This window comes from Citrobacter sp. Cpo045 (assembly GCF_030332875.1).
In the GTDB taxonomy this organism is placed as follows: Bacteria; Pseudomonadota; Gammaproteobacteria; order Enterobacterales; family Enterobacteriaceae; genus Citrobacter; species Citrobacter portucalensis.
The window spans coordinates 224,247-242,075 of sequence record NZ_JAOWGZ010000103.1 but is presented as its reverse complement, the minus strand read 5'-3'; the positions used below and the strand labels follow the sequence as shown (position 1 = coordinate 242,075).

The following is a 17,829-nucleotide window of genomic DNA, read 5'->3' as shown; positions in this document are numbered from 1 at the left end:
GCGTGAGCATGGATATTAGCGATTTTTATCAGACATTTTTTGATGAAGCTGACGAACTGTTGGCTGATATGGAGCAACACCTGCTTGATTTGGTTCCTGAAGCCCCGGATTCCGAACAGCTGAATGCCATTTTTCGTGCAGCGCACTCGATTAAAGGCGGGGCGGGCACCTTCGGCTTTACCATTTTGCAGGAAACGACCCATCTGATGGAAAACCTGCTGGATGAAGCGCGGCGTGGCGAGATGCAGCTCAATGCCGACATTATCAACCTGTTTTTGGAAACGAAAGATATTATGCAGGAACAGCTCGACGCCTATAAAAGCTCAGTGGAGCCTGATGCCGACAGTTTTGAGTACATCTGCCAGGCGTTACGGCAGTTAGCGCTCGAAGCGAAAGGTGAAACCGCACCGGCAGTTGTCAACTCAGCAAAACTTAGCGTTGTTGACAGCGCCGCGATGCAGGAAGAGGCGGTTGCAAAGCCTGAACCCGCCAGTGAAGAGAGCAAAAAACGCATTACTCTCTCGCGCCTGAAAGCCAGCGAAGTGGATTTACTGGAAGAGGAACTGGGGAATCTGGCGACCTTAACCGATGTGGTAAAAGGAAGCGACACGCTATCAGCAACGCTTGATGGCAACCTCGCAGAAGATGACATCATCGCGGTGCTTTGCTTTGTCATTGAAGCTGACCAAATTGAATTCGAAACCGTCAGCGCAGCGCCTGTGGCAGCTGAAGCTGAAGAGGTGGCAGTTGTCACTGAGCCGCAGCCGGTTGCTGTGGCACCTGCGGTGAAAGCTACCGCCAGTGAAGCACCACATAGCCGCGCGGAACGTGAAAAACCCGCCCGCGCCAGCGAGTCGACCAGTATCCGCGTAGCGGTTGAAAAGGTTGATCAGCTTATTAACCTGGTTGGCGAGTTGGTGATCACGCAGTCGATGCTGGCCCAGCGCTCTAACGAACTGGATCCTGTCAATCATGGCGATCTCATCACCAGTATGGGTCAGTTACAACGTAACGCCCGAGATTTGCAAGAGTCGGTGATGTCGATTCGTATGATGCCAATGGAGTACGTGTTTAGCCGTTTCCCTCGTCTGGTGCGCGATCTGGCCGGTAAGCTGGGTAAACAGGTCGAGCTGACGCAGGTAGGTAGTTCAACCGAACTCGATAAGAGCCTGATTGAACGCATCATCGATCCGTTGACGCACCTGGTGCGTAACAGCCTCGACCATGGTATCGAATTGCCGGAAAAACGCCTTGAATCCGGCAAAAGCCCAATCGGCAATCTGACGCTTTCCGCGGAGCATCAGGGCGGGAATATTTGTATTGAAGTGACCGATGATGGCGCTGGCCTGAACCGCGAACGTATCCTGGCTAAAGCTGTCTCTCAGGGCATGCCGATCCACGAAAACATGAGTGATGACGAAGTGGGTATGCTGATCTTCGCGCCAGGCTTTTCGACCGCCGAACAGGTGACGGATGTTTCCGGACGCGGCGTGGGTATGGATGTGGTGAAGCGAAATATCCAGGAGATGGGCGGCCATGTTGAGATCCAGTCTAAACAGGGACAGGGGACCACTATTCGCATTCTACTGCCGCTGACGCTGGCGATCCTCGACGGGATGTCCGTGCGTGTGGCCGATGAGGTCTTCATTCTGCCACTGAATGCCGTTATGGAATCGCTGCAACCGCGCGAAGAAGATCTCCATCCGCTGGCCGGAGGAGAGCGCGTTCTGGAAGTGCGTGGCGAATATTTACCACTGGTTGAGTTGTGGAAAGTCTTTGAGGTTGAAGGCGCTAAAACTGAAGCGACTCAGGGCATAGTGGTCATTTTACAAAGTGCAGGGCGTCGCTATGCGCTGTTGGTGGATCAGTTAATTGGTCAACACCAGGTGGTGGTCAAAAACCTGGAAAGCAACTACCGCAAAGTGCCAGGTATTTCTGCTGCAACGATCCTCGGCGACGGCAGCGTCGCGCTGATTGTCGATGTCTCTGCATTGCAGGGGTTAAACCGCGAACAACGTGTGGCGATCACAGCCGCCTGATTGAGTGAGAAGGGAATAATATGACCGGTATGAGTAATGTAACTAAACTGGCCGGCGAACCGTCAGGTCAGGAATTCCTCGTGTTTACGCTGGGGGATGAAGAGTACGGTATCGATATCCTGAAAGTGCAGGAAATCCGTGGTTATGATCAGGTGACGCGTATCGCTAACACGCCTGCGTTTATCAAAGGCGTCACAAACCTGCGTGGTGTGATTGTGCCTATCGTCGACCTGCGCGTGAAATTTAGCCAGAGCGATGTGGATTACAACGAAAACACCGTGGTGATTGTGCTGAATCTGGGTCAGAGGGTGGTTGGAATTGTGGTAGATGGCGTCTCGGATGTGCTGTCGCTGACAACGGATCAAATCCGTCCGGCACCGGAGTTTGCGGTCACGCTGTCGACGGAATATTTGACGGGATTGGGTGCGCTGGGTGACCGGATGCTGATTCTGGTCAACATTGAGAAACTGCTGAACAGCGAAGAAATGGCGCTGCTGGATATTGCCGCTTCCCACGTCGCATAATCGCCATAACTCATCCGGCCTACAATGATTGCTGTTGCAGGCCGGATTAGCGTAGCGCATCCGGCAGATTTCCCTCTTACGCTTCCCGCTCAACCAGCTCCGGTTCTTCTTCCAGTAAACCTTCATCCTGCGCCAGCATCGCCGTTGCAATCCCGTTACCTAATACGTTGATTGCTGAACGTCCCATATCCAGGAAGTGGTCAATTCCCATCAGTAACAGGATCCCGGCGACCGGAATGTTAAAGCTCGGGATGGTTGCAGCCAGCACTACCAGTGCTGAACGCGGCACACCGGCAATCCCTTTGGACGCCAGCATCAGCGTCAGCATCAGGACGGTGATTTCTGCGAAGGAGAGGTGGATGTTATAGGCCTGCGCGATAAACATGGAGGCAAATGAACAATAGACCATGGAACCGACCAGGTTAAACGAATAACCGATAGGCAGCACGAATGACACGATGTTGGGTGAGCAGCCAAATTTAGTTAATTGCTCCAGCGTTTTCGGATAAGCGGCTTCGGAACTGCTGGTGGTGAAGGCGACCAGAACCGGGTCTTTCAGCATGCTCACCAGGCGGAATACCTCTTTTTTTAGCATCACATAACCCACAGCCAGCAGAACCAGACAGGTCAGCAAAATCGCCACATAGTAGCCGCCGATAAACGACGCATAGTTAAGCAGGATCCCCAGCCCTTGGGTGGAGATGACGGAAGAGATGGCGGCAAAAATAGCCAGCGGCGCAACGTACATCACGTAGCCGGTCACTTTGAGCATAATATGGGAAACCACATCCAGCGCCGCAACCAGTGGGGCGTTGAATTTCTCACCAAGGGATGCGCCACCAATACCGAAGAACATTGAGAACACCACAATTTGCAGGATCTCATTGTTAGCCATCGCTTCAGCGATGCTGGTTGGAATGGTATGCGTCAGAAAACCTTTCAGGCTCATGCCGCCCACGGCCAGGCCGGTGTCGGTGGCTTCCAGCGGGATCGCCAGGTTCAACCCGCTGCCGGGTCGCTCAAGGGAAACCACAAACAGACCGACCAGGATAGACAATATAGAAGAGCTGATAAACCAGATCATCGCTTTGCCGCCCACGCGACCGATGGTGGACGTTTCTCCCAGACGCATAATACCAACGGTCAGGGTGCTGAATACTAAAGGCGCGATCACCATTTTAATCAGGCGTAAAAAGATGTCGGTAAGAAGCGTAATGTTATCGGCCCAGGCGGTCACAACGCCGGGGGAGGCATAAGAGTGGATCACCGCACCCGACAGGATCCCCGCCAGCATGAAGATCACGATAAACAACGTGAGTTTGTTTGCATTTGCCACTAAAAAGCCCTCAGTAAGGATTTAACATTTATTGATCGGTTACTCATTTTTTATACTTATTAAGTGGTAACGAGGTATTCATCATATAAATTGGATTAAAGCGTAAACGGATACAACTTTTTTTAATTTTTTATCCATTTTGTTGTGGTAATTACGATGCGTATGTGTGATCTCAATCACATAAAAATGCGTATTTCGGCCATTCTGACCGTGCTCACCGATGAAAATAAATGTTATTTACATGATAATTATGGTGTTTTTATGTGAATGATTTGTGGTTGCTGCACACCCGTTTTATCTTCCCCTCGCCAGGCTTCACATCCCTTCAGGATTTCCTTTTCGCAAACGTAAAGTTATCTCAGCGAGTGCCGATAACGTTGATAACTCGTTTTCAGGAAGGTGCCTTATGTTTAACCGTATCCGCGTTGTCACAATGCTGATGATGGTGCTGGGGGTTTTCGCACTGCTACAGCTTGTTTCCGGTGGTCTGTTGTTTTCTTCATTGCAGCAGAATCAGCAAGGTTTTGTTATTTCTAACGATCTTCGACAGCAGCAAAGTGAACTCACCTCAACATGGGATCTGATGCTGCAGACACGAATCAATTTAAGCCGTTCTTCTGCGCGCATGATGATGGATGCATCTAACCAGCAAAGCAGCGCCAAAAACGATCTGCTGAAGAATGCGAAAGCATCGCTGGCGCAGGCTGAAACGCATTACGCAAAATTTAAAAACATCACACCGTTGCCGGAAATGGCAGAAGCCAGCGGCAACGTTGAGGAAAAATATCAGCAGTACCATGCGGCCCTGGCAGAACTGGTTCAGTTTCTGGAAAGCGGCAATATGGACGCCTACTTCGCGCAGCCCACGCAGGGAATGCAAAACGCGCTCGGCGAGGCGCTGGGCAAGTACGCCAGCGTTAGCGAAAAGCTTTACGTCCAGGCATTTGATCAAAGCGCGCGGGATTACCATTTCGCCCAATGGCAGCTTGGCGTGCTGGCCGTGGTGCTGGTGCTGATTCTGGTGGTGGTCTGGTATGGCATCCGTCATACCCTGCTTAATCCTCTGTCCCGTGTCATTGCCCATATCCGGGAAATCGCCAGCGGTAACCTGACCGCAACTCTCGCCGTTAGTGGCCGTAACGAAATCGGCGAGCTGGCCAGTACGGTTGATCATATGCAGCGCTCGCTGACGGAAACCGTCACTCTGGTGCGTGAAGGCTCTGATGCGATTTATTCCGGTACCAGCGAAATTGCCAGCGGAAACACTGACCTTTCATCTCGTACGGAACAGCAGGCGTCTGCACTGGAAGAGACCGCAGCCAGCATGGAACAGCTGACCGCAACTGTGAAGCAAAACGCGGACAACGCGCGTCAGGCCTCGCAACTGGCGAAAAGCGCGTCCGATACCGCGCAGCATGGCGGCAAAGTGGTTGATAGCGTGGTGAACACCATGCACGAAATCGCCGATAGCTCGAAGAAAATCGCCGACATCATCAGCGTCATCGATGGTATTGCCTTTCAGACCAACATTCTCGCACTGAACGCGGCGGTTGAAGCAGCGCGTGCCGGTGAGCAAGGCCGCGGCTTTGCCGTGGTGGCGGGTGAAGTGCGTAATCTGGCAAGCCGCAGTGCGCAGGCGGCGAAAGAGATTAAGGCATTGATTGAAGATTCCGTTTCCCGGGTTGATACCGGTTCCGTACTGGTAGAAAGCGCCGGCGAAACAATGAACGATATCGTCAATGCCGTGACGCGGGTGACCGACATTATGGGCGAGATTGCCTCGGCATCTGACGAGCAAAGCCGGGGGATTGATCAGGTTGCGCTCGCGGTCTCTGAAATGGATCGTGTTACGCAGCAGAACGCCTCTTTGGTACAGGAGTCAGCTGCCGCAGCGGCCGCTCTTGAAGAACAGGCCAGTCGCTTAACGCAGTCGGTATCGACTTTCCGTCTTGCGTCACGTCCGGCCTCGACAAAACCACGCGATACACGATTACCAGCAGCCCCGAGCGCATCCTATCCGCGCCAGAGCATTGAACAAGATACGAATTGGGAAACATTTTGACTGATAGTTAAACCGCGGCCAGTGCCGCCCGATGGGAGCGTTGATGTTTAATCGTATTCGAATTTCGACCACGCTGTTTTTGATTTTGATCCTCTGCGGAGTTTTGCAGATTGGCAGTAATGGCTTGTCCTTCTGGGCATTTCGGGACGGTTTTCAGAACCTGAATCAGGTCGAACGGAGTAATCAGCAACGCGCTGCGCTGGCCCAAACCCGCGCTGTGTTATTACAGGCCAGTACGGCCCTTAATAAGGCAGGGACGCTGACCGCCCTGAGCTATCCGCCAGAGGACATCAAAACGCTGATGACCCTCGCGCGCGACAGCCTGGCGCAGTCTGAATTGATGTTTAAACGCTTTATGGCGACGTCGGATTCGACGGAGCAAGGGAAGGCGCTGTTAGGCGCAACTGAGAAAAATTTCAACCAGTGGCACAGCGCTCTCGCGCATCAAGCCACCTGGCTTGAAAACAATCAGTTGTCAGATTTTCTGACCGCGCCGGTGCAGGCGGCTCAGGATGCTTTTGATGCGAATGTGAATGCGTGGCAGAGCAACATCGACAGCGTGTTACAAACGGCGGGAGAGCAGAGTCAGCGCAATTACCATATGTCGGGGTTGATTTTCGCCACCATGGTGGTACTGGCGGCACTGCTCACCAGCGGTGCGCTGTTCTGGTCGCGCAAGATGATCGTTCAGCCGCTGGCGATTATTGGCAGCCATTTCGACAGTATTGCCGCGGGGAACCTGGCACGACCGGTAGCGGTTTATGGGCGCAATGAGATCTCGGCCATTTTTGCCAGCATGCAGAAGATGCAAAAGGCGTTACGCGAAACGGTCAGTGACGTTCGTCAGGGCAGCTCAGCCATGCATAGCGGTATTTCAGAAATTGCGATGGGCAATAACGATTTATCTTCGCGAACCGAACAGCAAGCGGCCGCTCTGGCGCAAACGGCGGCCAGCATGGAGCAACTGACCGCCACCGTCGGCCAGAACGCTGATAATGCGCGCCAGGCGTCAGGAATCGCCAAAAGTGCGGCAGACACAGCGCATAAAGGTGGCGAACAGACGTCCCGGGTCGCCAGCACTATGCATGAGATTTCTGCCAGCTCGCAGAAAATCGGCGACATCATCGGCGTGATTGACAGCATTGCCTTCCAGACCAATATCCTGGCGTTGAATGCCGCGGTAGAGGCCGCCAGGGCGGGGGAGCAAGGGCGTGGTTTTGCCGTCGTCGCTGGTGAGGTGCGCAATCTGGCAAGCCGTAGCGCACAGGCGGCGAAAGAAATTAAGGGACTGATTGAGGAATCTGTCACCCGGGTGCATCAGGGCTCGCAGCTGGTGGATATGGCGTCGCGCACTATGACGGAAATAGTCAGTTCGGTGACCCGGGTTAACGACATCATGGGCGAGATTGCCTCGGCATCCGATGAACAGCGCAGAGGCATTGAGCAGGTGGCGCAGGCCGTCAGCCAGATGGACTCCGTGACGCAGCAAAACGCCGGTCTGGTGGAAGAAGCCGCATCCGCCGCCGGACAACTTGCCACGCAGGCCGATCATCTTTCTGCTTGTGTCGCATTTTTTAAACTTGAAGAGCAAACCGTAGCAAAACAAGAGTTGGCGCAGCCTCAGGTTGCGCCCGTTGTATCCTGAATGTGATTGAGAAGGCGCTATGACATCATCTCTGCCCTCCGGGCAAACGTCATTATTGTTACAGATGACACAGCGCCTCGCGCTGTCTGACGCGCATTTTCGTCGGATATGTCAATTAATCTACCAGCGTGCGGGGATCGTACTGGCCGACCATAAGCGGGACATGGTTTATAACCGCCTGGTTCGTCGTCTGCGTACCCTGGGGCTGGATGACTTTGGTCGCTATCTCAGCATGCTGGAAGCTAACCAGAACAGTGCTGAGTGGCAGGCTTTTATTAACTCCCTGACTACCAACCTGACCGCGTTTTTTCGCGAAGGGCATCATTTTCCGGTGCTGTCAGATCACGCTCGTCGGCGCAGCGGTGAATACCGCGTCTGGAGCGCGGCGGCGTCAACCGGAGAAGAACCCTACAGCATTGCGATTACGCTTGCCGATACCTTAGGTATGGCACCGGGCCGCTGGCGCGTTTTTGCCAGCGACATTGATACCGAAGTACTGGAAAAGGCCAGAAACGGCATTTACCGCCTCGATGAGCTAAAGACGCTGTCACCCCAGCAGTTGCAGCGTTATTTCATGCGCGGCACCGGGCCGCATGAAGGACTGGTACGCGTTAGGCAGGAACTGGCAGGTCATGTTGAATTTTCCAGCGTGAACTTACTGGATAAGCAGTACAACGTGCCCGGACCGTTCGACGCCATATTTTGTCGTAACGTGATGATCTATTTCGATAAAACGACACAACAGGACATTTTGCACCGTTTTGTTCCACTTCTTAAACCTGACGGGCTGCTGTTTGCAGGTCATTCAGAAAACTTTAGCAACCTTGTGCGCGAGTTTAGCCTGCGTGGACAGACCGTGTATGCGCATGCGCCAGGTAAGGATAAAGCATGAGTAAAATCAGGGTGTTGTCGGTAGATGATTCTGCATTGATGCGTCAAATCATGACCGAAATTATTAACAGTCACAGTGATATGGAAATGGTGGCGACGGCGCCGGATCCGTTGGTCGCCCGGGATTTAATCAAAAAATACAATCCCGACGTCCTGACGCTGGACGTGGAAATGCCGCGTATGGACGGCCTCGACTTCCTGGAGAAGTTGATGCGCCTGCGTCCAATGCCTGTGGTGATGGTTTCTTCACTGACCGGTAAAGGTTCAGAGGTCACGCTGCGGGCCTTGGAACTGGGGGCGATTGATTTTGTCACCAAACCGCAACTGGGGATCCGCGAAGGGATGCTGGCATATAGCGAGATGATTGCCGAAAAGATCCGCACCGCATCGCGCGCAAAACTGGCGGCCCATAAGCCCATGGCGGCACCGACGACCTTGAAAGCAGGGCCGTTACTCAGTTCGGAAAAGCTGCTGGTGATTGGGGCGTCAACCGGAGGAACAGAGGCAATTCGCCATGTACTCCAGCCATTGCCGCTTTCAAGCCCCGGTATTCTTATTACCCAGCATATGCCGCCAGGGTTTACCCGTTCGTTCGCCGAACGTCTGAACAAACTGTGCCAGATAACCGTGAAAGAGGCAGAAGACGGAGAGCGCGTACTCCCGGGGCATGCGTATATCGCGCCGGGCGACAAGCATATGGAACTGGCGCGCAGTGGCGCGAACTATCAAATCAAAATTCATGACGGTCCGCCGGTTAATCGGCATCGGCCATCAGTGGATGTGCTGTTCCATTCGGTGGCGAAACATGCGGGGCGCAATGCCGTCGGGGTGATCCTGACCGGTATGGGCAACGATGGCGCAGCCGGAATGTTAGCGATGAATCAGGCGGGAGCCTGGACCATTGCGCAAAACGAAGCAAGTTGTGTGGTGTTCGGCATGCCGCGCGAGGCCATCAATATGGGTGGCGTAAGCGAAGTGGTCGATCTTAGCCAGGTGAGCCAGCAAATGCTGGTGAAAATTAGTGCCGGACAGGCAATACGTATTTGAATCAGGAGTTTATTTTTATGGCGGATAAAGAGCTTAAGTTTTTGGTTGTGGATGACTTTTCCACCATGCGTCGCATCGTGCGTAACCTGCTTAAAGAGCTGGGATTCAACAATGTTGAAGAGGCTGAAGACGGCGTGGATGCGCTGAACAAGCTGCAGGCTGGGGGATTCGGTTTTGTTATTTCTGACTGGAACATGCCGAACATGGATGGACTGGAACTGCTGAAAACCATCCGTGCTGATGGCGGGATGGCTTCTCTGCCGGTGCTGATGGTCACGGCAGAAGCGAAAAAAGAGAACATCATTGCGGCAGCACAGGCAGGTGCCAGTGGCTATGTCGTGAAACCGTTCACGGCGGCGACGCTGGAAGAAAAACTGAATAAAATCTTTGAGAAACTGGGCATGTGAGGGTGTGATGATGATGCAACCACAAATTAAACCTGCTGACGAACACTCTGCAGGGGACATCATCGCGCGCATCGGCAGTTTGACCCGAATGCTGCGCGACAGCCTGCGTGAACTGGGGCTGGATCAGGCCATTGCCGAAGCGGCAGAAGCGATTCCTGATGCCCGCGATCGTCTCGATTATGTTGTGCAGATGACCGCGCAGGCGGCGGAGCGTGCGCTAAACAGCGTAGAAGCTTCGCAGCCGCATCAGGACGCGATGGAAAAAGGGGCCAAAGACCTGACTAAACGCTGGGATGAATGGTTCGAAAATCCGATCGAACTGTCCGATGCTCGTGAACTGGTCACCGATACCCGTCAGTTCCTTGGTGATGTGCCTGGACATACCAGCTTTACCAATGCCCAGCTGCTGGACATCATGATGGCGCAGGATTTCCAGGATCTCACCGGTCAGGTCATCAAGCGCATGATGGATGTTATCCAGGAAATTGAACGTCAGCTGCTGATGGTTCTGTTGGAAAACATTCCGGAACAGGGCGCACGTCCAAAACGTGAAAACGAAAGCTTGCTTAACGGTCCGCAGGTTGACGCCTCGAAAGCCGGCGTAGTAGCAAGTCAGGATCAGGTTGACGACCTGCTGGATAGCCTCGGGTTCTGATGCGTATTTGCCGGATGTGAGGCGTGGGTCTCTCATCCGGCTTACGCGCAATTCTGCTTAAAGCCATAAATCCCGTCTTTTTTACCGCTTACTCTTCCCATTGCTGGATAGCTGTTCTGGCATCATTCTCGACTATATCTCTATCCAGGGTCTGATGCGTGGCAGAAGAAAGCGACGACGACAAAACAGAAGCCCCCACACCCCACCGACTTGAAAAAGCGCGGGAAGAAGGGCAGATCCCCCGATCCAAAGAGCTAACCTCACTGCTTATTTTGCTGGTGGGTGTGTGCATTATCTGGATTGGTGGGGAGTCGCTTGCCCGCAGGCTGGCTGGCATGCTGTCGGCCGGATTACGTTTTGACCACAGTATGGTTAACGACCCGAATCTGATCCTCAGCCAAATCATCCTGCTGATTAAAGACGCGATGATTGCGCTGTTACCGTTGATTACCGGCGTCGTTCTGGTGGCTTTAATCTCCCCGGTGATGCTTGGCGGCTTGATTTTCAGCGGTAAATCCCTGCAACCCAAATTCTCTAAGCTGAATCCGCTGCCGGGCATTAAGCGCATGTTTTCCGCGCAAACCGGCGCAGAACTGCTCAAAGCGATACTGAAGTCCACGTTAGTGGGAAGCGTGGCCGGATTTTATCTCTGGCATAACTGGCCAGCGATGATGCGTCTGATGGCGGAGTCACCGATTACGGCGATGGGCAACGCCCTGGATTTAGTCGGTATGTGTGCACTACTGGTGGTGCTTGGCGTTATTCCGATGGTGGGGTTCGACGTCTTTTTCCAGATCTATAGCCATGTGAAAAAGCTACGTATGTCGCGTCAGGATATCCGCGATGAATTTAAGCAAAGCGAAGGTGACCCGCACGTTAAGGGCAAAATTCGTCAAATGCAGCGCGCGGCCGCTCAGCGTCGCATGATGGCAGATGTGCCGAAAGCAGACGTTATTGTCACTAACCCTACGCACTACTCAGTGGCGTTGAAGTATGACGAGAACAAAATGAGTGCGCCGAAAGTTGTTGCGAAAGGGGCCGGGCTGGTTGCGCTGCGCATTCGTGAAATTGGCGCAGAGCACCGTGTCCCGACATTAGAAGCGCCGCCACTGGCGCGTGCGCTCTATCGCCATGCTGAGATTGGTCAGCAAATACCGGGGCAATTATACGCCGCCGTTGCCGAAGTACTGGCATGGGTATGGCAGCTAAAACGCTGGCGTCTGGCTGGCGGCAAGCGTCCACCACAACCTGAAAACCTTCCGGTGCCAGAAGCACTGGATTTTATGAACGAGAAGAATACTGATGGCTAATCTGGTCGCGATGCTGCGTCTGCCCAGCAACCTGAAATCCACGCAATGGCAAATACTTGCCGGACCGATCCTCATCCTGCTGATTCTGTCGATGATGGTGCTGCCGCTGCCGGCTTTCGTCCTCGATTTGCTGTTCACATTTAACATTGCGCTGTCGATCATGGTGCTGCTGGTGGCGATGTTCACCCAGCGTACACTGGAGTTTGCCGCATTCCCGACGATTTTGCTGTTTACCACATTATTACGTCTGGCGCTGAACGTCGCGTCTACCCGAATCATTTTGATGGAAGGACACACTGGCGCGGTGGCGGCGGGGAAGGTGGTTGAAGCCTTCGGCCACTTCCTGGTGGGCGGTAACTTTGCGATCGGCATCGTGGTCTTCGTGATTCTCGTCATCATTAACTTTATGGTCATCACCAAAGGTGCGGGGCGTATCGCCGAGGTTGGCGCGCGCTTCGTGCTGGATGGTATGCCCGGCAAGCAGATGGCGATTGATGCGGATTTGAATGCCGGTCTGATTGGCGAAGATGAAGCTAAAAAACGACGCTCGGAAGTGACCCAGGAAGCGGATTTTTACGGCTCAATGGACGGTGCGAGTAAATTCGTCCGTGGAGATGCCATCGCCGGTATTTTGATCATGGTGATCAACGTGGTCGGCGGTCTGTTAGTCGGGGTGTTGCAGCATGGTATGAGCATGGGCAGCGCTGCGGAAAGTTATACCCTGTTGACCATCGGTGACGGGCTGGTGGCACAAATTCCTGCGCTGGTTATCTCTACCGCGGCGGGTGTTATCGTGACCCGCGTGAGTACCGACCAGGACGTAGGCGAACAGATGGTGACCCAACTGTTCAGCAACCCCAGCGTCATGTTGCTCAGTGCGGCGGTACTTGGGCTTTTGGGTCTGGTTCCGGGCATGCCGAACCTGGTGTTTCTGATGTTTACTGCCGCATTGTTGGCTCTGGCATGGTGGATGCGCGGTCGTGAGCAAAAAGCGCCGGATGAACCGCAGCCGGTGAAAATGCCGGAAAACAACTCCGTGGTGGAAGCCACATGGAACGACGTGCAACTGGAAGATTCGCTGGGCATGGAGGTTGGTTACCGCCTGATCCCAATGGTGGACTTTCAACAGGATGGCGAGTTGCTGGGGCGAATTCGCAGTATTCGTAAGAAATTTGCCCAGGATATGGGCTTCCTGCCGCCGGTGGTACACATTCGAGACAATATGGATCTGCAGCCAGCCCGCTATCGAATTTTGATGAAAGGGGTAGAAATTGGCAGCGGTGACGCCTATCCGGGACGCTGGCTGGCCATTAACCCGGGTACTGCCGCCGGGTCGCTGCCGGGTGAGAAAACGGTCGATCCGGCGTTCGGACTGGACGCTATCTGGATTGAAAGCGCATTGAAGGAACAGGCGCAGATTCAGGGCTTTACGGTGGTTGAAGCCAGTACTGTTGTCGCTACGCATCTAAACCACCTGATTGGGCAGTTCGCCGCTGAGCTGTTTGGCCGTCAGGAAGCGCAGCAGTTACTGGATCGAGTGTCGCAGGAGATGCCAAAGCTGACGGAAGATCTGGTGCCGGGCGTTGTGACGCTCACCACGCTGCATAAAGTGCTGCAGAACTTGCTGGATGAGAAAGTACCGATTCGCGATATGCGCACCATTCTTGAAACGCTGGCGGAACATGCGCCGTTGCAAAACGATCCGCATGAGCTTACCGCGGTCGTCCGTGTTGCGTTAGGACGTGCCATCACTCAGCAGTGGTTCCCGGGTAATGAAGAGGTTCAGGTTATCGGTCTTGATACTCCGCTCGAGCGTTTGCTGCTGCAAGCGCTGCAGGGGGGCGGCGGTCTGGAGCCTGGGCTTGCAGACCGACTGCTGGCCCAGACTCAGGAAGCGCTGTCCCGGCAGGAAATGTTGGGCGCGCCGCCGGTCTTGCTGGTTAATCACGCGTTACGTCCGTTACTGGCGCGGTTTTTACGCCGCAGCATCCCGCAGTTGGTGGTGTTATCGAATATGGAGCTTTCCGATAACCGCCATATCCGCATGACGGCGACCATTGGAGGTAAATAATGCGTAAGTTACTGTGGTTGTTGTTTTTTCCTCTGGTGGCGCAGGCCGCCGGAGAAGGGGCCTGGCAGGCAAGTGGCATGGGGATCACCTTAAATCACCGTGGCCAGTCAGCCTCGTCTGATCCTTTGGTTCCCAGCCAGCCGGTCTCAGGCTTGATGACGCTGGTAGCCTGGCGCTATGAGCTGAATGGCCCAACGCCCGCAGGTTTGCGGGTGCGTTTATGTTCTCAGTCCCGTTGTGTCGAGCTGGACGGGCAAAGTGGGACCACCAACGGGTTCAATAACGTTCCGGCCATTGAACCGATGCATTTTGTCTGGGAGGTCCCCGGCGGTGGTCGCCTGATCCCTGCGTTACGCATTCAGAGCAATCAGGTGATTGTGAACTACCGTTAACCCCCTCCGTCATTCAGACCAGCAGTTGAAACTGCTGGTTGTTTCAACATTCCAGCCTCTCATTCAATTAAATAGAAACGCCGTTTTATAAAATAAGTGACGTACGTTGCCGGACTCTTTGTATTCTTGCCATTTCACGAATCCTTCTGGCAGAAATAGAAAGGTTTCACTTCCTGTTAGCTTTTACTGTGACCCTATAAGGATGCCCATTGTCAAAGCGAGGATTGCGGGGCCTCCAAAAAAGCTGCTGCGCCGTAACAGGGGCAGGTCACAGCATTGAATCCGACATTGACAGAGGTTTAGTAAATGATTGTTTACCCGGTTAAACATAGCCCGTTATTGCGCCAGCCAGAACATTTTATTGCCAGGGATGAATTAAAAACGCTGATCAAAAAGGTGACGCATAACCTGGTCAATATTCATGACGAAACCGGCGAGTTCTTGCTGCGTCTGGACGATGGACGCGTAATTGATACTAAAGGCTGGGCGGGATGGGAGTGGACACACGGCGTCGGCCTGTACGGGATGTATCAGTACTATCTGCAAACCGGCGATGAAACGATGCGCGATATCATCGATAGCTGGTTTGCCGACCGCTTTGCTGAAGGTGCAACCACTAAAAACGTGAACACCATGGCGCCATTTTTAACGTTGGCGTATCGCTATGAAGAGACGCGTAATCCAGCGTATCTGCCGTGGCTCGACAGCTGGGCTGAGTGGGCAATGCATGAGATGCCGCGTACCGAATTTGGTGGTATGCAACACATCACGCTGGCGGAAGAAAACCATCAACAGATGTGGGATGACACGCTGATGATGACGGTTTTACCGCTGGCGAAGATTGGCAAGCTACTCAATCGCCCGGACTACATCGAAGAGGCAACGTATCAGTTCCTGCTGCACGTGCAAAACCTGATGGATAAAGAAACGGGGCTGTGGTTCCACGGCTGGAGCTATGAAGGAAATCATAACTTTGCTAATGCCCGCTGGGCGCGTGGCAACAGTTGGTTAACTATCGTGATCCCGGACTTCCTCGAATTACTTGATTTACCGGAAAACAATGCTGTTCACCGCTATCTGGTACAGGTCCTGAACGCGCAAATCGCGGCGCTGGCGAAATGCCAGGATGAAAGTGGGTTGTGGCATACCTTGCTGGACGACCCGCAGTCGTATCTGGAAGCATCGGCAACTGCCGGATTTGCCTATGGGATCCTCAAAGCAGTACGTAAACGCTACGTTGGGCAAGAGTATGCGCCGGTAGCCGAAAAAGCCATTCGCGGCATTGTGCAGCATATTTCACCGGAAGGTGAACTGCTGCACACCTCGTTTGGTACCGGGATGGGACACAATCTTGATTTCTACCGCAACATCCCTCGGACCTCCATGCCTTACGGACAGGCGATGGCGATGCTGTGCCTTACCGAATACTTGCGAAAGTATTTTTGATATCGGTATTCGATGGCGATACCGCTATCGGACCTGATTGTTCAGTCGTCACTGTTTGTACCGTGTTGTCCTGCGGGGCAAACAGATGATCCATGATCTGACGCATAACCGGCGCGGCGGTGACACCATCGCTGCCGCCGTTTTCCAGAATTAACGCCACCGCGACCTTCGGGTTCTTATAGGGTGCAAATGCGGTATAGAACACGTGGTCGCGCAAGCGGACAGGGATCATCTTCGCATTGTAGGTCTGATTTTCTTTCAGGCTAAAGACCTGCGAGGTGCCGCTTTTTGCCGCAATGCCGTATGGCGCGGTGTGAAAGAACTTATAACCTGTACCATTTGGTTCATTCGCCATGCCGAACATCGCCTGACGCACCAGTCCCCAGTAGGGCGATGAGGCCGAGGCGATTTGTGATGGTGCTTCTGGAGCCTGATACGGCGTGATGGTTTTGCCGCTCTCTTCATCGAGCAGCAGGTGAGGGACGATAACCTTGCCGTTGTTAATCAGTGCGACCATGGCTTTTACCATCTGAATAGGTGTGGCAATCCAGTAGCCCTGACCGATGCCAACTGAAATAGTGTCCCCCTGATACCAGGCTTTTTTGTGCACTTTTTGCTTCCATTCGCGGCTCGGAAGCAGGCCGTTATACTCCTCATCAAGATCGATGCCGGTCGGTTTACCATAACCAAACTGGCTGAGCATGCTGTTAATCCGGTCGATCCCCATCATATACGCCACCTGATAGAAGAACGTATCGGCAGACTCTTCTATCGCTTTGGTGACATCCAGCATACCGTGGCCCGTTTTTTTCCAGTCACGGTAATGTCGCTCGGTGCCGGGTAGCGTCCAGGTAGGGGCGCCGAAGAAACTGGTCTGCGGCGTGATCACACCGTTCAGTAATGCCGACATCGCCATATACGGTTTGACCGTTGAAGCGGGAGGGTACAACCCCTGCGTGACGCGGTTGATTAATGGCAGGTCTTTATCCTGGAGTAGCTTGTTATAGTCCTGATAGCTGATGCCTTTGACAAACGGATTAGGGTCATAGCTGGGGTTTGAGACCATCGCCAGTACGGAACCGTCGTGTGGATCTTCAACCAAAACGGCGGCACGCTGGCCAGCCAACAAGCTCTCAATGTATTGCTGTAAATGTAAATCCAGCGTCAGATGGATATCTTTTCCGGCAACGGGCGGCACATCTTTGATCAGGCGTACGATGCGTCCGTGGTTATCTACTTCCACCTCCTGATAACCGGTTTTTCCATGCAGTTCGTTTTCGTAATAGCGCTCAATACCTTGCTTACCGATGTTGTGATCGGCGGCGTAGTTCTCCGCCAGGCCCTTTTGATCCAGTGCTTTCAGGTCGTTGTCATTGATTTTTGAAACATAACCCAGGACATGCGCCAGCGCCGCGCCATAGGGATACTGGCGGTCTTCGTAACTATTGATGTTGACGCCGCTAAAATGAAACTGGTTTACCGAAAAACGGGCGATTTCGACATCGGTTAGCGCATTTTTTAGCACCACAGGACGATAGCGGCTGCTGGCTTTCAGCTCATGGCGAAACTGGTTTATGTCATCAGGTGTGAGGTCAACGATCGGCGTGAGCTGCTGGAGTAACGCATTCATATCGCTGATTTTATACGGCGTAACGGAAATATCGTACCAGGTAACGTTGCGCACCAGCGGGATGCCGTTGCGATCGTAAATCATGCCACGCGTTGGGGCGACGGGCAGCATTTTGATGTCGTTTGCATTCGACCGGGTGGTGTAATACTGGTGCTGACAGATTTGTAAGTTATACAGATTGTAAATCAGGATGCCAAAACAGATGACTACCAGGCCAAAGGCCACCAATACACGCCGCTGGAAGAGCTTTTCTTCCGCTTCAAAATCTCTGAATGTCATTGACCCGTACCCGATTAATTCGCCGCCTAATGATACGGAGGCTTAGACGGGATGACAGGCAAAAGATGTTCCATATCTCTAGGGAAATGTGTCAT

The 17,829-nt window shown here is 53.3% G+C and carries 14 protein-coding genes; 12 read left to right on the top strand and 2 right to left on the bottom strand.

The genetic code is table 11. The annotated features are described in order from the left end of the window. The first annotated feature begins 2 nt into the window (after window positions 1-2). Together cheA and cheW are read left to right on the top strand one after the other, a co-directional pair. Window positions 3-2,039: a chemotaxis protein CheA gene (gene cheA, locus OGY13_RS17120; RefSeq protein WP_048224225.1), complete on the top strand. Its 2,037-nt coding sequence runs from the start codon at window positions 3-5 to the stop codon at window positions 2,037-2,039. Between the two features lie 20 nt (window positions 2,040-2,059). Beyond that, a complete protein-coding gene (gene cheW / locus OGY13_RS17115; protein WP_003034638.1) occupies window positions 2,060-2,563 on the top strand; it encodes a chemotaxis protein CheW in 504 nt (167 codons plus the stop codon). A 76-nt stretch (window positions 2,564-2,639) separates the two neighbouring features. On the opposite strand, the gene OGY13_RS17110 is transcribed toward cheW, so the two are convergent. Continuing rightward, window positions 2,640-3,899, bottom strand: coding sequence for a dicarboxylate/amino acid:cation symporter (locus OGY13_RS17110; RefSeq protein WP_213752289.1), 1,260 nt, complete (start codon window positions 3,897-3,899; stop codon window positions 2,640-2,642). A gap of 406 nt (window positions 3,900-4,305) precedes the next feature. On the opposite strand from OGY13_RS17110, the gene tar reads away from it, so the two are divergent. From tar to bglB, 10 genes are all read left to right on the top strand, one after another. Next, window positions 4,306-5,961, top strand: a complete 1,656-nt coding sequence (tar, locus tag OGY13_RS17105; protein ID WP_213752288.1) for a methyl-accepting chemotaxis protein II — start codon at window positions 4,306-4,308, stop codon at window positions 5,959-5,961. A 43-nt stretch (window positions 5,962-6,004) separates the two neighbouring features. Further along, entirely contained in the window at window positions 6,005-7,606 is a 1,602-nt protein-coding gene (gene tap, locus OGY13_RS17100) for a methyl-accepting chemotaxis protein IV (protein WP_213752287.1), read from the top strand. Window positions 7,607-7,625: 19 nt separating this feature from the next. After that, entirely contained in the window at window positions 7,626-8,498 is an 873-nt protein-coding gene (gene cheR, locus OGY13_RS17095) for a protein-glutamate O-methyltransferase CheR (RefSeq protein WP_032943796.1), read from the top strand. Beyond that, window positions 8,495-9,544, top strand: a complete 1,050-nt coding sequence (locus tag OGY13_RS17090) for a protein-glutamate methylesterase/protein-glutamine glutaminase (RefSeq protein ID WP_003833872.1) — start codon at window positions 8,495-8,497, stop codon at window positions 9,542-9,544. Before cheR ends, OGY13_RS17090 begins: the two co-directional genes overlap by 4 nt. 17 nt (window positions 9,545-9,561) lie before the next feature. After that, window positions 9,562-9,951: a chemotaxis response regulator CheY gene (gene cheY / locus OGY13_RS17085; RefSeq protein WP_003034656.1), complete on the top strand. Its 390-nt coding sequence runs from the start codon at window positions 9,562-9,564 to the stop codon at window positions 9,949-9,951. A 10-nt stretch (window positions 9,952-9,961) separates the two neighbouring features. Further along, on the top strand, window positions 9,962-10,606 hold the full coding sequence (gene cheZ, locus OGY13_RS17080) for a protein phosphatase CheZ (RefSeq protein WP_003034659.1): 645 nt from the start codon (window positions 9,962-9,964) through the stop codon (window positions 10,604-10,606). Between the two features lie 158 nt (window positions 10,607-10,764). Next, on the top strand, window positions 10,765-11,916 hold the full coding sequence (gene flhB, locus OGY13_RS17075; protein WP_003833866.1) for a flagellar biosynthesis protein FlhB: 1,152 nt from the start codon (window positions 10,765-10,767) through the stop codon (window positions 11,914-11,916). After that, on the top strand, window positions 11,909-13,987 hold the full coding sequence (gene flhA / locus OGY13_RS17070; protein ID WP_213752286.1) for a flagellar biosynthesis protein FlhA: 2,079 nt from the start codon (window positions 11,909-11,911) through the stop codon (window positions 13,985-13,987). Before flhB ends, flhA begins: the two co-directional genes overlap by 8 nt. Continuing rightward, window positions 13,987-14,379 (top strand): flagellar protein FlhE, encoded by a 393-nt coding sequence (gene flhE / locus OGY13_RS17065; protein ID WP_003833862.1) that lies wholly within the window; start codon window positions 13,987-13,989, stop codon window positions 14,377-14,379. The genes flhA and flhE overlap by 1 nt, the downstream gene beginning before the upstream one ends. Before the next feature lie 306 nt (window positions 14,380-14,685). Continuing rightward, window positions 14,686-15,825 carry a beta-galactosidase BglB gene (gene bglB, locus OGY13_RS17060; RefSeq protein WP_008785063.1) on the top strand — a complete coding sequence of 380 codons (1,140 nt, stop codon included), beginning with the start codon at window positions 14,686-14,688 and terminating at the stop codon, window positions 15,823-15,825. Here bglB and mrdA2 read toward each other — a convergent pair. Beyond that, window positions 15,797-17,734 (bottom strand): peptidoglycan DD-transpeptidase MrdA2, encoded by a 1,938-nt coding sequence (mrdA2, locus tag OGY13_RS17055; protein WP_208744178.1) that lies wholly within the window; start codon window positions 17,732-17,734, stop codon window positions 15,797-15,799. The genes bglB and mrdA2 overlap by 29 nt on opposite strands. Window positions 17,735-17,829 lie beyond the last annotated feature (95 nt).